Here is a 12,808-nt window from a genome sequence, read left to right as displayed (position 1 = left end):
GCCGACGCCCCGTCTCTCGGCGACGGCGGGACGCACGGACGGCGACGGCAGGACGCACGGACGGCACGGACGGGGGACCATGAGCGAGTTCTTCAAGGTCGCCACCGTGGCAAAGGGGAACCGGTCGGGCCCAAGACAGAGCGCGACGTCATCAGGATGGCCCCCTTGACGCACGCTCTCCGCCGGCTCGGCGGCGGCACGGGACCATCCCCGCGCGTGCGATGTCGGCACAGGCACGACGTCGTGGTGGCGTAGGCCTCCTGCTCGGGCCAGAAGGCGTTGCGGCTCGGGTCGGTGGACTTCCCTTCCCGAAACCGCGGAACTCAGTGGGCGCGGTCTCGCTTGGGATCACCTACCCCCAAAGTGTCGGAGAGGGCCTGTAGCGTGACGTGGAAACGCAGCCATTCGCCTTGCAGCCAGGATGTTCGGGAGTCCGCGTGGCCAACGACGAACTTTCGCCGCAGAACAGGCGTCGGGTCACGGCCCTGCACGCAAGCGTGGTGGGTGCCTCATGACGTCCGGAAACGGCAGGTTCATCCAGCAGATCCGGCTGGCCCCTGGCGTCGACGACGGCCGGTACCCCTTCAGCCTTCCCGCTGTGAGGCGACTCGCCTGTTCAGGCGCACTCACCCTGCCGCCGGGGGTCACGTTCCTGGTGGGGGAGAACGGCGCAGGCAAATCGACGCTGATCGAGGCGATCGCGGTGGCGGCAGGGTTCAATCCGGAGGGCGGTAGCCGCAACTTCCGGTTCGCCACCCGTGCCACCGAATCCGAGCTGGGTAACCACCTGATCCTGGCCTGGGGGATCCGCAAGCCTCGCACCGACTTCTTCCTGCGGGCGGAGTCCTACTACAACGTGGCCAGCGAGATCGAAAGGCTCAACGCAGCCGGAGGACGGCCACTGCTGCCGGCCTACGGCGGGGTCTCTCCGCATGAGCGCTCCCATGGAGAGTCGTTTCTCGATCTGGCCACCCATCGTTTCGGGCCCTCGGGGCTGTACCTGCTGGACGAGCCGGAGGCCGCCCTCTCCGTCCAGAGCTGCCTTGCCCTCCTGGCCCGCATGCACGAACTCGCCGCACAGGGCAGCCAGTTCCTCGTGGCCACACACTCACCGGTACTCCTCGCCCTCCCCGGCGCGACAATCATGGAGATCTCCGACGAAGGCGGACTGGAGCAGGTCGAATTCGATCAGGCCCTCCCCGTGCGTCTGACACGCGAGTTCCTCGGAGCGCCGGGCCGGTTCCTGAAAAATCTTCTGGGGACCGGCGAGACCAACGGTGTGCAGGGCAGTTGGCACTGATCACGTGTAGAACGGTCGCGTAGTTCGGCCCGGTAGTACCGCCGCCCGCCAGGTGGTCCCGGGTGAGCGTCGGCGAGGGCTTCGACCGTGTCGGGACCGGAGGTGAGGATGGGATGATCCTGTTTCCTCCGGTAGGCCTGGCGACGCCACGTGTACCGGATCGCCGGTGACCGACGAGGAAGACGAAGGATCGATGACGTTGAACGTGGGCCAACGGGTGCGGCTGGCGGCGGATCTCCGGTTGGCCGGGTCGGTGACCCCAGCCGGGGAGCCTCTGGAGGAGACGGGTGCCTTCGCCGCCTCTCTGGCCCTGGCAGAGGGCATCGAGGGCACCGTCGAGCGTGTGGACGAGCATCACCGGCAGCAGAGCCACGATGTCCGTGAGTACCTGCGCCTCAAGTCGCTCCTCGAAGACTTCGGCCACCAGATGCCGTCGGAGAGCAGAAAGCAACTGGAGGAACAGGTAGGGGCCTTGGAAGAGCACTGGGTCTCCTACCAGCGACGGATGCTCCGCGTCACGGTCCGGGTCCGGCTCGACAACGGATTCGTCCTCGACGACGCTCCCGAGGAGGTTTTCACTTCCGCCTGACCAGGCGTCGGGGCGCTCGCTTCCGCGTGGTGGCCTGTCAGCCGGGCAGGACACCCGGGTTGGGGATGTGGTGCGGGTCGGGACTGTCTTTGCGCGGAATTGCCAGCGGGTGTTCTTCGCCGATGGTGTCGAGGGCTGATCGGCGCCCGCGGTCCAGGAGGCAAGTATCCGGAGTGCGTCGTGCGAGGGGGTGCCGGGTTCGGCGGTCCAGGTGACGAGTTGCTGGTCGGGGTCGGTGGCGGAGGGTGTCCCAGTCCAGGGTGAGGTCGCCTGCGAGGGGGACGCGGAACACCTTGGTACCCATGCCGCGGACGGCGACGTGGTGGGCACCCCACCAGCGCCGGAAGTCCGCGTCCTGGACGGGCAGCTCCCCCACGAGAGCGGTCAGCCTCGGGTCATGCGGGTCGCGGGCGGCCTCCATCCGCAGCGGGGCCACACCGGTGTGAGCGACGCCTTCCCAGTCCGGATACAGCGCTCTGACGGCCGGGTCGAGGAATACCAGCCGTACCAGGTTCCGCTGCTTTTCCGGGATCCGGCTGAAGTCGGTGATCAGGGCGGTGGCCATCGGGTTCCAGGCGAGAACGTCCATGCGCCGACCGAGGACCACCGCGGGGGTGGTCGTCAGATCGTCCAGCAGCCGCCGCAGCTGGGGCTGGACCTTCCGCACGGGTAGCCGACGCGGCCGGGCCGCGTCCTTGCCCGCCAGGCGAACATGTAGGCGCGTTCGTCGTCGAGACGGAGGACCTCGGCGAGGGTCTCCAGCACGGCTTGCGAGGCCTGCCTGCGGCCGTGCTCAAGGCGGGTGTAGTAACCGCCGCTGATGGAGGCGAGCAGGGCCACCTCCTCCCGGCGCAGGCCCGCGACCCGCCGCCGAGTCCGACGGCCCGTGGCCGTCCCGCTGGCCCGGCTACTGATCCGGCACGGCCGCGGTGACGAGGCGATCGAGGTGATGCGCACGCTCGCCGACCAGCCTGGCGGCGCGGAGGACTGGATCGTGGACACGCTGTGCACCCTGAACCCCGCCCTGGGCTGCCTCGCCTAGAGCCTGTCTCAAAGTCCGACTCATTTGATCTTGTGGCAAGATCGCGGGATGCTACGACTAACCGACTTCATCATCGATTGCCCGGACACGATGAAGCTGGCAGCCTTCTACTCCGAGGTAATGGGGCTCCCGGTCAAAGAGGGCAGTAACGAGAACTGGGCCGGTATCCGGTTCGGTGAGATCGAACTGGCCTTCATCCAGGTGGAGGACTACCGCGCCCCGCAGTGGCCGGACAGCGAGCACCCCAAGCAGTTCCACCTCGACTTCGAAGTCGACGACATCGAGGCCGAACAGCGCCGCGTCCTGGCCCTCGGCGCGACCCTGCAGCGGGACTGCGCCGGCCCCGACGGATACGGATTCCGCGTCTACGCCGACCCCATCGGCCACCCCTTCTGCCTCTGCCGCAACAAGGGCGTCCTCTGGACCGACCAGGGTCCCACCTGGCCCAAGCACGACTAGGTCGTGTTTCGAGTGAGCTGAGCGGCGACGTCTCCTGATCGGGGGAGTGAGGTCTCCGGTAAGAGTTCATCGACCAGGAAGACCCGGACACCGGAGACCTCGTGGCCACCTTGGCGGTGACATGGCGGTTCGATTTGGCCGACGCACAGTGGGCGAGCCTGGAGCCGTTGTTGCCTGCTCCCAGGCGGCCGGGTCGGCCCTCGAAGTGGACCAAGCCGCCCCCATCGACGGCATCCGGGGATCGAGCAGGCGCGGGCGCACTCCGAGGGCGACACCTGGTATGCGGCCTGGAGCATCTCCAACCGCCTCGCCGAAGCCGGCCGCACCGACGAAGCCGTGGCCGTCCTCGAACAACCCCCGACCTTCAACAGCTCTCTTCATGCCGAACGCCTCCTTGACCGCGGCCGCATCAAGGACGCAATACACGTACTTCAGTAGCCGACGCCCAAGCCGACCACGCCCGACCGGAACAGCCCCCACTCCACCGAACGACCCTTCTGACACTGCGTACTCCGGATCACGCCCGCCAGACCGGTGCTGGGGGTCCGTCGCGGAGCAGGTCGGCCAGCGGCGCGGTCAGGACAGGGGCTCGGGCCGGGTCCGACCTGTACGGCGAGCTCGGGGGCGAGGCCCGAAGTAGCGACCGGCCCGCATCGAACCCTGGCGCAACTGCGAACGTCTACCGGCACCCGGCACGGTACCGGGCCGATCCCGGGCCGGTCTGGACGTACCCGGCCGTGCCGCCTACCATGCATTGCATGGTACCTGATGAGGCAAGTAAGGGCGGCTCAGGGAAGGCGGAAAGTCAGCTCCGCAAAGGAGTGCTGGAGTACTGCGTCCTCGGGCTTCTGCGAGGTGGCGCGCGCTACGGAGTGGAGCTGCTGGAGGTGCTCGGCACGGTGAACGTGATGACCACCAGCCAGGGGACGATCTATCCCTTGCTGGCCCGGCTGCGCCGTGACGGCTTGGTGGACACCACCTGGCAGGAGTCCCCGAGCGGGCCGCCGCGCCGCTACTACGTGCTGACCTCTCAGGGAGAGGCGGCGCTGGAGGAGTTCACCGAGATCTGGCCGTACTTCCGCGACGCCGTGGACCGCTTCATCAGCGATTGAACGACCCAACTCCTCACCGCCTTTACCTGGAGGTTCACTATGAAGACCATCGAGCACCCGCTTGCGGTGGCCTACCTGGAGGCTGTGGCACGCGAGGCCGCAACCCTGGACCCTGAGCGCCGCAACGAACTTCTCGCCGATCTGACCGAGCACCTCGCGGTGGCGTTCGCCGAGCAGCCGGCCCGTGACGAGGCGGAGGTGAAAGCCGTCCTGGACCGCCTCGGCGACCCTCGCGTCATCGTGGCCACGGCCCGCGAAGGCGAGACCATCGCCCTGCCGGTCAGCAAGTGGCACAGCCTCGCCCCGTTGATCCTGCTGCCGGCGGCTGGGCTTCTCGGGGGCTTCAGTCTCGTGCTGGGCGGCATCGCCATGGTCGCGGGCATCGTGCTGCTGTGGGGAGCGCCCCACTGGAGCAGGCGTGACAAGACCATCGGCACCGCGGCCGCGCTCCCGGTCCCGGTAGCGCTTGTCGGCATAGCCTTCACCTCGGCGACAACGGGCCCGCTCGACTCGGGGCTCCTTGCTCTCGTCGTTCCCAGCGTGCTGATCCCGGCGGCCGCATCGGTATACCTCCTCCGGGCAGGACGCCGCACGCCGTCATGATGGCGACTCACCCGTTCTGGCAGCGTCCCCGACCAGCTACCCCCCCGGAGGCCGGACGGTACCGGCCGCCCGGAACCGGAAACCGGGCTGTCGTACAGGACCGGGAACATCCGTACCCCTGCCGTGGTTGGAGGGAGCGTGGTAGTGAAGGGGACAGTGTCCCCGGGCCTCACCTATAGCCCATGAGGACGATCGTTCGGCTGAAGCCTCATGGAGCCCTTCGCCGCGTAGGCGACCGCCCTTCACGACCACGCGCATCGACAGCCCCGGCCGGGACCGACACCGACCGGGGCTGCTTGTGTGTCGATCACGTGGGCGCCGCGGTGTGCGGGATGCCGCGGCCGGCCGTCAGGGTGGGGCTGCGCGCAGCGGTCTGCGGAGGCGCGTGGTCGGGGCGCGCGGGAGTGTCTACCGGAACCGGCACGCCCGGCGGTTGTTCTCCTACGGCCTGGCGGGAGGGAGGACGTCCTTCATGCCGTCACCATCGCCGGGCGTGTTTGCGGTTTTCTTGTCCTTGACGAAGGTGTACAGCGGCTTGCCGTCGTAGGCCCACTGCATGGTGCCGTCGTTCCGTGTGATGCGGGTCCACTTCTTCATCGGCTCGTCGTGGTGTGGTCCGGCAGGGAGCGCCGGCCACCGCATAGTCTCGCCGGTGTGGAGGCTCCTGCTGTCGTGGTGCCTGTCGAACGTGTAGAGGGTCATCCCGTCATGGTCAACCGACATGCGGTCCCTCTCCACTGCGATGCGAAGCCGTCCTGCTGTCTGTGCCCTATCGAGCGGGTCGACGGATGAGCCGGGTGCGCCCCCCTTGCCGCTGGAGATCTTCGTCGAATTCCCGCGGTGCGGCTCCTGGGCGTTCCGGCTCGGGGGTGGCGGAGAGCACCCGGTGACGGCCTTCCAACTGGCCATCTCGCGATGATGACTACCCCGCCTACACGATGGGCCGGGCCGCCGAGATGCTCGGCACCACCCAGGGCTTCTTGCGTGCCCTCGGCGAAGCGCGGCTGATCACGCCACTGCGCTCCGCGGGCGGCCACCGCCGCTACTCCCGTTACCAGCTGCGAATCGCCGCCCGCGCCCGGGAACTTGTCGACCAGGGCACCCCGGTCGAGGCGGCCTGCCGCATCGTCATCCTCGAAGACCAGCTCGAAGACGCCCAGCGCATCAACGCCGAGTACCGGCACAGGGCCGGCACCTGACCCGCGATTCGCGGCGGCGCGCCGGCCCGGCGCCCCTCCAGCGATTTCAGAAAATGAGCGGATGATCGCCGAAGATTCCCAGCCGTCGGCCTACGGACAGCAACCTCAGCCCCGCCACGCCACCGCGTCCGACGCTCTCCGGACTCCCGTGGTTGATACGTCGTCAGGCACAGCCGGCACGCAGGCTGCCGGGCAGAGTGACCATGGCGCGGGGGATGGGATGGCGCGCGCGGCGGCCGCGCTGAAGCCGAGGATGCGCGGCTGGTTGCACGCCGGCGTGTTCCCCCTCGCGCTGGCAGGGGGCATCGTCCTGATCGCCGTTTCGCGCTCGGCTGCGGCAGTGGCGGCCTGCTCGGTGTACGCGGTGCGTCTATGAAATGGGCATCGGCTCGGGCTGTGACGCCGTCGCATGGGCGTTGAACCTGACAGAACTGTTTGAGGACATGGCCGCCAGCCTGGAAACGGGTACCCCCTTCCAGGGCTCTTGGCCCACACCGCGCGAGCTTCCCTCTGGACACTTCCATCTCAGCTGGGGGGAGGGCTTGCGGCAGGAGGGCGGTCGTACCCAGGACTGGCCATCTGCCCGGCGACCCGCCATCCTCCGTCCTGCGCGGCCCCAAGATCAGCACCTCGGACGCTTGCTACCCCCCCTTCGCTTTCCGGAACAAACGGTGCGCGACGTACCTACAGTAATAGGCCAATCAGCCCAACAAAAAGCCACTAGGCCAAAGGGCCTAAAAACACCTAAATCACGATAGACCCGCCTCGGTCCAGTTCGGCAGACGCCGTCAGGCCGGCACAGGCGTCAGGTGGCTTGTGTCAGGTGTACGTCTTCGACGCCTAGCAGGCCGAGGAGGGGTACTTTGCCGGTGGTCTGCTTCGGGTCGACGGTGAGGCCGCTCTGGCGCACGTGGTCGAGCAGGAGTTCGGCGAGGGGGGTGACCATGTGTCGGCCCCAGCAGCGTTCGGAGGTGTGGCCGAAGGGGAGGTATCCGGGGGTGTTGTCGGGGTCCAGATCATTCCAGCGTTCGGGGCGGAAGGTTTCGGGGTCGTCCCAGAGGGCGGGGTCGCGGTGCGACAGGAGCGGCAGGACGAGTACGTCGTCGCGGGTGCCGATGCGGTCGTCGATGGCGGGGTACTCGGGTGAGGCGTTGCGCAGGATGTTCCAGGAGGGCGGCAGAAGACGCAGGGATTCCAGGATGATGTTCCGGTTCGGGGATGCGTCGTCGAACGGGGCGCCGAGCCAGAGGGCGTTGGCGACGAGGGTGGAGACGGTGAAGCACACCGGTGCTGCGGCTCTGCGGTACACGCCCATGGCGTACCGGCGTTCCTGGTAGCCCGTGGCTTGGGCCGCGCGGGCGGCTAGGCCGGTGAGGCCGATGTCGCCGGGCTGGGGCCAGCCGGGCAGCGCGGCGCCGACGGCGATCACCGACCAGGTGAGCTTGGGGGTCAATTCCAGGTAGCGGCTCATGAGCATGCGTAGCCGGTAGGGGTCGCGGCCCAGGATGAGGTCGCGCAGGAAAAGGTGTCCGGTCAGTGGCCAGGGGCCTGACAGGTCCAGATCCGTGGGCAGCGGGCCGGCCAGAGCCTGGCGTACGTCGTTGGCGACGGTGCGGGTCACCGCAGATGCCTCGGTGCGGGTGATGGAACGCCCGTGGAGCGGCTTGAAGGTCGGCCGTTCTGTCTCTGTGGCCCGGCGTGCGGCCAGTACGCGGTCGGTGACCTCGGGGCCGGCGACCCCGATGGTGTCCGGCTCCAGCCGGAAGACGTCCTGGCCGAGGTGATTGCTGAGGAGTGCGGCCAGCCGCGGGGCGAACACGGTGGTCCGCGTGCGCGTGCCGGATGACGACGGCATGGGTTCTCCGGTGCGGTCAGCGACGAAGTCGGTCGGGGCGGAATGGGTGGGGAAGAGAGCCTGCGGCATCGCCGTCCGGTGGCCCTCGAAGGGGCACACCGGACAACGATGTCGCCTAACGTGGCGACTGGATCAGTACCAGAGGTACCAGGCGCTGGCCTTCAGGCTCCTGCCGGCCGCGACCTTGTTGCGAATGGAGAAGAGAAGCCTCATCGGTGCACCTCCGTGCGGAGTGGACAGGCCGCACGTGGCCGGCGTCGGCCGGAGCCGATGATGATCACGTGCGGTGGACGCCGAGAAGCTTCCCTGATCCGATAACCGGATAGTCGTCACCGCTCACAAAAACTTTTCCTGCGATGTTTTCCGGCCTGTTCGGAACTGACGGGTAACCACGGCACTCCCCGCCGTCAGCGGGAGTGGGGATGTCGGCCCGATCGTCTCTCCGCGCTGGCCAAGCGCACGAACGGGGTTGCGCGTGGGTCCCGTAACCGAAGCTGCGCGGCGTGAACCCCTGCTCGCTGCCCCCGTGTTCACGGTCAGCGATTGGCGGAATATGTACACAGCTCTTATGTGTGCATTGTCCTTTTGGGGGCCTGCGGGCCGCGGGAATGGCCGTCACACTCGGCCGTGTCGCGCAAGCAGCCGTCTATGCGCCCCTGCCGTGTGTCCGGTCAGGAGTACCCCCATGTGATTCTCGATCTGTCCGGATCCATCCGGCAGTACCTGAGGTGCAGAGTTTTCCGATCGGGCCGTTGCACACCAGCGGTATTCTCGCGAGCAGGCATGACGCCCTTGCCGATCAGGACGGTGCTGAAGAATCGCCATAGGTGCCCTTGCTGCCTTCAGTGACGGGGCGGATTGTGTTCCTGAGCTGGGACAACGGGATGAAGCTTTCCGCAGTGCCAAGTTCTCTCGGGGTGGGGCCAGCGGGAGTGGGGACGTCCGCGAGGCGTCCGGCGAGCGCGGTGACGGCTTCGAGATCGCCGCTGAGGGCCTCGCGTTCGTCGTCGGTGAGATCGAGCTGTTCCAGCATCTGCGTGATGCCGCTCCTAGCCTCCAGCAGCTGCCCTCGGCTGGACTGCTTGGCGACGTAGAAGGGACAGCGGGCGCAGGCAAGCCGGTGCGGGCACTTGGCAAAGAAGTCATAGGAGCAGTAGCCCTGCCCCAGGTCGTAGTACTTCCATGGCTGCTCGCCGCCGGCAGCGGCGCCGGTGAGGATGCTCTCGCGGTCGACGAGCACCTGGATGGTGCGCACGTTGCGGGCGAAGTAGTCGGCCCGCTGGTAGGCAGCCGACAGTGTGCGCTGCAGGATCGCCGCGTAGTGCCGGGTGCTGGCTCCGAGATGGAGCCGGCCGACATCGCCCGCGTGCTGGGCACGTATGCGACCCGGGTCATCACCCCGCGCGGCTCCACAGCCGTCTCCGGCCTGGAACTGATGACGGCACTGCGCCCGCCGACGAAGGCCGTGCGGGGTGCGGAGAGCGGGAACTGGATCCCGGGCCACAACGTGGGCTCGCTGGGGACGGAGCCGGTGGACCCGGCACCGCCGGAGGCCACCGCGGAGCATCCCGTGGTCGTCAACTCCGGCTGGACGGGCGGCTTCCTCGACGAGGACGCCTATCAGTGGGTGCGGCCGGTGGACCTGCTCTCCGATGAGGAGTGCACGCTCCCGTTCGCAGTCGGCTTGGACCTGAACACGGCGTTCCTCGCGGCCGCCGCCCGGCTCACGGTCGGCCTGTCCGCACCCGACCACTTCCACGGCCCGACGTTCAACCCGAAGATCCCCGGCTCGTGGCTGGTCGACCTGTCCCATGTGGAGGTGGACCCGCGGCTGCCCTCGCCGTTCACGCCGGACGGCTCCCGTCCGACCGGGCCGGCCTGGTACCAGACGCACACGGTGGCCTACGCCCAGGAACTCGGCTTCAGCGTCCAGCCATTGGAGGCCTACCTGCGCCGGGAGACAGGCGCGTATCTAGATCCGTGGCACGACCGCCTCAAGGCCGCCTACGTCGACACCCTCGCCGACCTCGGTGTCACCCGGGACCTGGACGACCGCCAGTTCCTGGCTGCGATGGAGCAGCACAAGCAGGCCGACCCGGCCCTGGTGGCCGTCCTTGCCGCCATCAAGGCGACGGTGAAGGGCGGTGTCGGCAAGCTCCGCGAGCGACCTCAGGGCAAGTCCTACAAGGAGGGCGAGGCGTGGCCGGCGATGCAGCGGCCGACCTGGCGCCCCGACATCCGGGCCGCGGTCATCAGCAAGGCGCGGGTGAACATGCACCGCAAGCTGCTGAACATGTCCCGGATGACGGGCCTGTTCCCGCTGGCCGTGCTGTCCGACTGCGTCGTCTACCCCTCGCCCGGGGAAAGCCCGCTGGACTTCCTCCCGTACGCCGCGTCCGGTAAGCCGCAGCCGGGCGGTTTCCGTCTCGGGCCGACGCCGGGGCTGGCGAAGCTGGAGGGCGTGCAGTCGATGCTGTGGGCGGTCGATTTGATGGAGCAGGGCTTCAACCCGGCCCGTCACATCAAGGGCGGCGACGCCGTCCTGGACGAAGGGGAGTAGCACGGTGGGGGAGATCGAGGACGCCATCGAGCGCGCCGACCGGGAGAGCTTCACCAAGGACCCGCCGAAGAGTCTCAAGAGCCGGGTCGGTTACCTGATCAAGCAGCTCGGCAGCGCGAAGGCCGTCGCGCAGGAGATCGGCGTCACCGCCGACTCAGTCAACCGCTACCGCCGCGGCGCCCGCAAGAACCCTCCAGCCGACGTCGCCGCGAAGATCGATGACGCGGTCAGGCAGCGTTGGCAGCCACTGGTGCGCAGGCGCCGGCACGGCCAGGCCGCCGCCACGGGCGGCATCACGGTCGAGACCCGCGCCCGGTTCGGCTACACCGCCGCCGTCGGCAGCACCGACGACGGCCGCTTCCGCCGCCTGACCGTGCACCTCCCGCCGCAGTACACGCAACGCCTGTCGACGCCCGCAACGACGGTGCCAGCGACCAGGAGATGCGCGGAATCATCGCGGAGGGATTCAAGGAAGTGTATTTCCATGACGGTGGAGCCCGAGCGATGGGGTTGTCAGATGTGGAAATCAACGACATCGATTACCTGGATCTCGATGATTGATTTTCGCTGCACTGCACACGGCTCTCGCCGACTGGTCCGGGGCCGTCGCAGGTGATCCGAAGCGCGGTGGTGTCACCGAGGCACGCCCCGGCGGGCAGACTGCGCACATGCAGCTCCCGGCCGAAGCCGTTACTGCCACCGCGCTGATCGAGGTCGTACGGATCTCCGCTCTTCCCACCAGACGGGACGACCCATACCCCGGCACGGTGGTTGCCCACTGGGCCGGGGACGAAGCTGCCGACGCGCTGGCCTTGATCGAGAGCCTGCCCGGTAGTGAACAGCACCGCTGCGGCTTCTCGCCTGGTTGGAGCGTCCGGGCGTACGACAACTCTCTCGATCTGGCGCTGTTCGAGGCGGCGTTCTGCTTCACCTGCCATGAGGTCCGCTTGCAGGGACCGGCAGTGCTGCCCGATCTGGCCACGCAGTTCTTCAACCCGGGAGCCTTGCCGGCCCAGTCCCTGCTGTCTCTCTTCCGCAAGGCAGGTCTATAGCCGACCGACTGGAAGAGCGTCACGCCTCGACCAGGTGACATGGAGGCTGCCAATTGACCTGTTCACGGGGCCAGGGATCAGTGTTTGTTAAAGCGATCCCATAACGGCTTTGATGGCGGATATGACCGGTGCTCCCACTTCTCCGACGACCGCGGCAATACCCGCGACTTGCTGCAGCAGAATCCGCATGCGTCCAGGGGATGGATTCGAAGCGAGCTCCTCTACAGATGCGTCCACTACCTCCTGGTCCCTGGCATCGAGATGCTGCCGCAGTGCCCTGATTTCCTCGATAACGGCGTTAACGACCTTCGGTCGGTCGCCTGTCCTGTCCCCGATCACGATATCCCCGGTACCGCTGTGGACAACCTTTCCAGCATTTCCGTCGCCGACCTGATGTATGTAGTCACCGTTCATTTGGTTCCTATGTCTCCTCTGCCGAAATGCTGAGCCTTGGCGAGATTGCCGTATCCGTATTGATTTATCACATCCCCTTCAACCGTGTTCCGGATGATGTGATAGTAGTGAATACTTCCAGGTTCGGGATAACTGAGGACCCGTGTGATCTCATCCACGATGCGCTCTATTTCCGCACTGTCCCAGGACCAGGCCACATCATGCTTGACGCCGGAGGTATCGAGAGCCAAGGCATAGACGGGCGGCGCGTGAAGAATTCTGTAGATCCGCCAGTTGAACAATGATTCCGGAATGAGGAATATCAGCCACTTGGCCACGTAAGAGGAAGGTGTGCCATCCAGCGAAGCAATAATTGCAAATATGAGAAATATCAGCCAGGCGATTGCCCACACCTCCCACTTCGTGGCCCGTTTTCGGTCGATCTTCAGCACGCGCAGCCCGACATAGGAGATGGTCCGCAACGGATACCGCCCGTCTCGCACCCTAAGAACGCCGTCCTCTAACCAGACCTCGTTGCTCTCCACAACCCGCCGCCCCTCGTCCCCCTGCACTTGTCTCCCCTCAGCTCGGTGCTGCTCAACGTCACCGGCGCGAGCAGCAGACCAGAGGTCCGCGGCCACGCC

The 12,808-nt window shown here is 67.3% G+C and carries 15 protein-coding genes and 4 pseudogenes; 11 read left to right on the top strand and 8 right to left on the bottom strand.

The features are described from left to right. Positions 1-66 precede the first annotated feature (66 nt). Positions 67-204, bottom strand: a pseudogene (locus OHB41_RS00820) (2-phosphosulfolactate phosphatase); the annotation flags it as partial. A 394-nt stretch (positions 205-598) separates the two neighbouring features. Here OHB41_RS00820 and OHB41_RS00815 point away from each other — a divergent pair. Together OHB41_RS00815 and OHB41_RS00810 are read left to right on the top strand one after the other, a co-directional pair. After that, positions 599-1,300, top strand: coding sequence for an AAA family ATPase (locus OHB41_RS00815; RefSeq protein WP_266696016.1), 702 nt, complete (start codon positions 599-601; stop codon positions 1,298-1,300). Between the two features lie 166 nt (positions 1,301-1,466). Further along, complete coding sequence (locus tag OHB41_RS00810) at positions 1,467-1,889, top strand: hypothetical protein (protein ID WP_266696015.1); 423 nt, start codon at positions 1,467-1,469, stop codon at positions 1,887-1,889. Positions 1,890-2,012: 123 nt separating this feature from the next. Here the strand turns inward: OHB41_RS00810 and OHB41_RS00805 are convergent. Further along, positions 2,013-2,804: pseudogene (locus OHB41_RS00805) on the bottom strand (helix-turn-helix domain-containing protein); the annotation flags it as partial. On the opposite strand from OHB41_RS00805, the gene OHB41_RS00800 reads away from it, so the two are divergent. From OHB41_RS00800 to OHB41_RS00785, 4 genes are all read left to right on the top strand, one after another. Beyond that, complete coding sequence (locus tag OHB41_RS00800) at positions 2,710-2,931, top strand: hypothetical protein (protein WP_266696014.1); 222 nt, start codon at positions 2,710-2,712, stop codon at positions 2,929-2,931. The pseudogene OHB41_RS00805 and the gene OHB41_RS00800 sit on opposite strands and share 95 nt — an antisense overlap. A 48-nt stretch (positions 2,932-2,979) precedes the next feature. Then, complete coding sequence (locus OHB41_RS00795; protein WP_266696013.1) at positions 2,980-3,390, top strand: VOC family protein; 411 nt, start codon at positions 2,980-2,982, stop codon at positions 3,388-3,390. A 758-nt stretch (positions 3,391-4,148) separates the two neighbouring features. Continuing rightward, positions 4,149-4,502, top strand: coding sequence for a PadR family transcriptional regulator (locus OHB41_RS00790; RefSeq protein WP_266696012.1), 354 nt, complete (start codon positions 4,149-4,151; stop codon positions 4,500-4,502). Positions 4,503-4,541: 39 nt separating this feature from the next. Beyond that, on the top strand, positions 4,542-5,105 hold the full coding sequence (locus tag OHB41_RS00785) for an HAAS signaling domain-containing protein (RefSeq protein WP_266696011.1): 564 nt from the start codon (positions 4,542-4,544) through the stop codon (positions 5,103-5,105). Between the two features lie 441 nt (positions 5,106-5,546). On the opposite strand, the gene OHB41_RS00780 is transcribed toward OHB41_RS00785, so the two are convergent. Beyond that, positions 5,547-5,828 carry a COG4315 family predicted lipoprotein gene (locus OHB41_RS00780; protein WP_266696010.1) on the bottom strand — a complete coding sequence of 94 codons (282 nt, stop codon included), beginning with the start codon at positions 5,826-5,828 and terminating at the stop codon, positions 5,547-5,549. Positions 5,829-6,043: 215 nt separating this feature from the next. Between OHB41_RS00780 and OHB41_RS00775 the strand changes: the two genes are divergently transcribed. After that, positions 6,044-6,304, top strand: coding sequence for a MerR family transcriptional regulator (locus OHB41_RS00775; protein ID WP_266696009.1), 261 nt, complete (start codon positions 6,044-6,046; stop codon positions 6,302-6,304). A gap of 61 nt (positions 6,305-6,365) precedes the next feature. Then, positions 6,366-6,680: a hypothetical protein gene (locus OHB41_RS00770; RefSeq protein WP_266696008.1), complete on the top strand. Its 315-nt coding sequence runs from the start codon at positions 6,366-6,368 to the stop codon at positions 6,678-6,680. Between the two features lie 429 nt (positions 6,681-7,109). Here the strand turns inward: OHB41_RS00770 and OHB41_RS00765 are convergent, their stop codons facing one another. The 3 genes from OHB41_RS00765 to OHB41_RS00760 form a co-directional block, all read right to left on the bottom strand. Continuing rightward, positions 7,110-8,159, bottom strand: coding sequence for a cytochrome P450 (locus OHB41_RS00765; RefSeq protein ID WP_266696007.1), 1,050 nt, complete (start codon positions 8,157-8,159; stop codon positions 7,110-7,112). Between the two features lie 132 nt (positions 8,160-8,291). Further along, positions 8,292-8,372 (bottom strand): tryptorubin family RiPP precursor, encoded by an 81-nt coding sequence (locus OHB41_RS52230; RefSeq protein ID WP_353962916.1) that lies wholly within the window; start codon positions 8,370-8,372, stop codon positions 8,292-8,294. A 586-nt stretch (positions 8,373-8,958) separates the two neighbouring features. Further along, entirely contained in the window at positions 8,959-9,414 is a 456-nt protein-coding gene (locus OHB41_RS00760) for a hypothetical protein (RefSeq protein WP_266696006.1), read from the bottom strand. 54 nt (positions 9,415-9,468) lie between these two features. On the opposite strand from OHB41_RS00760, the pseudogene tap reads away from it, so the two are divergent. The 3 genes and pseudogenes from tap to OHB41_RS00745 all read left to right on the top strand — a co-directional run. Beyond that, positions 9,469-10,719 (top strand): annotated as a pseudogene (gene tap, locus OHB41_RS00755) (telomere-associated protein Tap); the annotation flags it as partial. Positions 10,720-10,723: 4 nt separating this feature from the next. Beyond that, a pseudogene (tpg, locus tag OHB41_RS00750) lies at positions 10,724-11,280 on the top strand (telomere-protecting terminal protein Tpg). A 107-nt stretch (positions 11,281-11,387) separates the two neighbouring features. Then, positions 11,388-11,771, top strand: a complete 384-nt coding sequence (locus tag OHB41_RS00745; protein WP_266696005.1) for a hypothetical protein — start codon at positions 11,388-11,390, stop codon at positions 11,769-11,771. An 87-nt stretch (positions 11,772-11,858) separates the two neighbouring features. On the opposite strand, the gene OHB41_RS00740 is transcribed toward OHB41_RS00745, so the two are convergent. Beyond that, positions 11,859-12,185: a hypothetical protein gene (locus tag OHB41_RS00740; RefSeq protein WP_266696004.1), complete on the bottom strand. Its 327-nt coding sequence runs from the start codon at positions 12,183-12,185 to the stop codon at positions 11,859-11,861. Then, positions 12,182-12,805 (bottom strand): DUF6232 family protein, encoded by a 624-nt coding sequence (locus OHB41_RS00735; RefSeq protein ID WP_266696003.1) that lies wholly within the window; start codon positions 12,803-12,805, stop codon positions 12,182-12,184. Before OHB41_RS00735 ends, OHB41_RS00740 begins: the two co-directional genes overlap by 4 nt. Between the last annotated feature and the right edge of the window lie 3 nt (positions 12,806-12,808).

It is taken from the genome of Streptomyces sp. NBC_01571 (assembly GCF_026339875.1).
In the GTDB taxonomy this organism is placed as follows: domain Bacteria; phylum Actinomycetota; class Actinomycetes; order Streptomycetales; family Streptomycetaceae; genus Streptomyces.
This window is presented reverse-complemented; position numbering and strand designations above follow the sequence as displayed.

Bases quoted from the DNA above. Each gene is read 5' to 3' on its own strand.
- OHB41_RS00785 (WP_266696011.1), top strand. From the start codon at position 4,542: ATGAAGACCATCGAGCACCCGCTTGCGGTGGCCTACCTGGAGGCTGTG.
- OHB41_RS00745 (WP_266696005.1), top strand. From the start codon at position 11,388: ATGCAGCTCCCGGCCGAAGCCGTTACTGCCACCGCGCTGATCGAGGTC.
- OHB41_RS52230 (WP_353962916.1), bottom strand. From the start codon at position 8,372: ATGAGGCTTCTCTTCTCCATTCGCAACAAGGTCGCGGCCGGCAGGAGC.
- OHB41_RS00770 (WP_266696008.1), top strand. From the start codon at position 6,366: ATGATCGCCGAAGATTCCCAGCCGTCGGCCTACGGACAGCAACCTCAG.
- OHB41_RS00740 (WP_266696004.1), bottom strand. From the start codon at position 12,185: ATGAACGGTGACTACATACATCAGGTCGGCGACGGAAATGCTGGAAAG.
- OHB41_RS00775 (WP_266696009.1), top strand. From the start codon at position 6,044: ATGGGCCGGGCCGCCGAGATGCTCGGCACCACCCAGGGCTTCTTGCGT.
- OHB41_RS00780 (WP_266696010.1), bottom strand. From the start codon at position 5,828: ATGTCGGTTGACCATGACGGGATGACCCTCTACACGTTCGACAGGCAC.
- OHB41_RS00765 (WP_266696007.1), bottom strand. From the start codon at position 8,159: ATGCCGTCGTCATCCGGCACGCGCACGCGGACCACCGTGTTCGCCCCG.
- OHB41_RS00800 (WP_266696014.1), top strand. From the start codon at position 2,710: ATGGAGGCGAGCAGGGCCACCTCCTCCCGGCGCAGGCCCGCGACCCGC.
- OHB41_RS00795 (WP_266696013.1), top strand. From the start codon at position 2,980: ATGCTACGACTAACCGACTTCATCATCGATTGCCCGGACACGATGAAG.
- OHB41_RS00790 (WP_266696012.1), top strand. From the start codon at position 4,149: ATGGTACCTGATGAGGCAAGTAAGGGCGGCTCAGGGAAGGCGGAAAGT.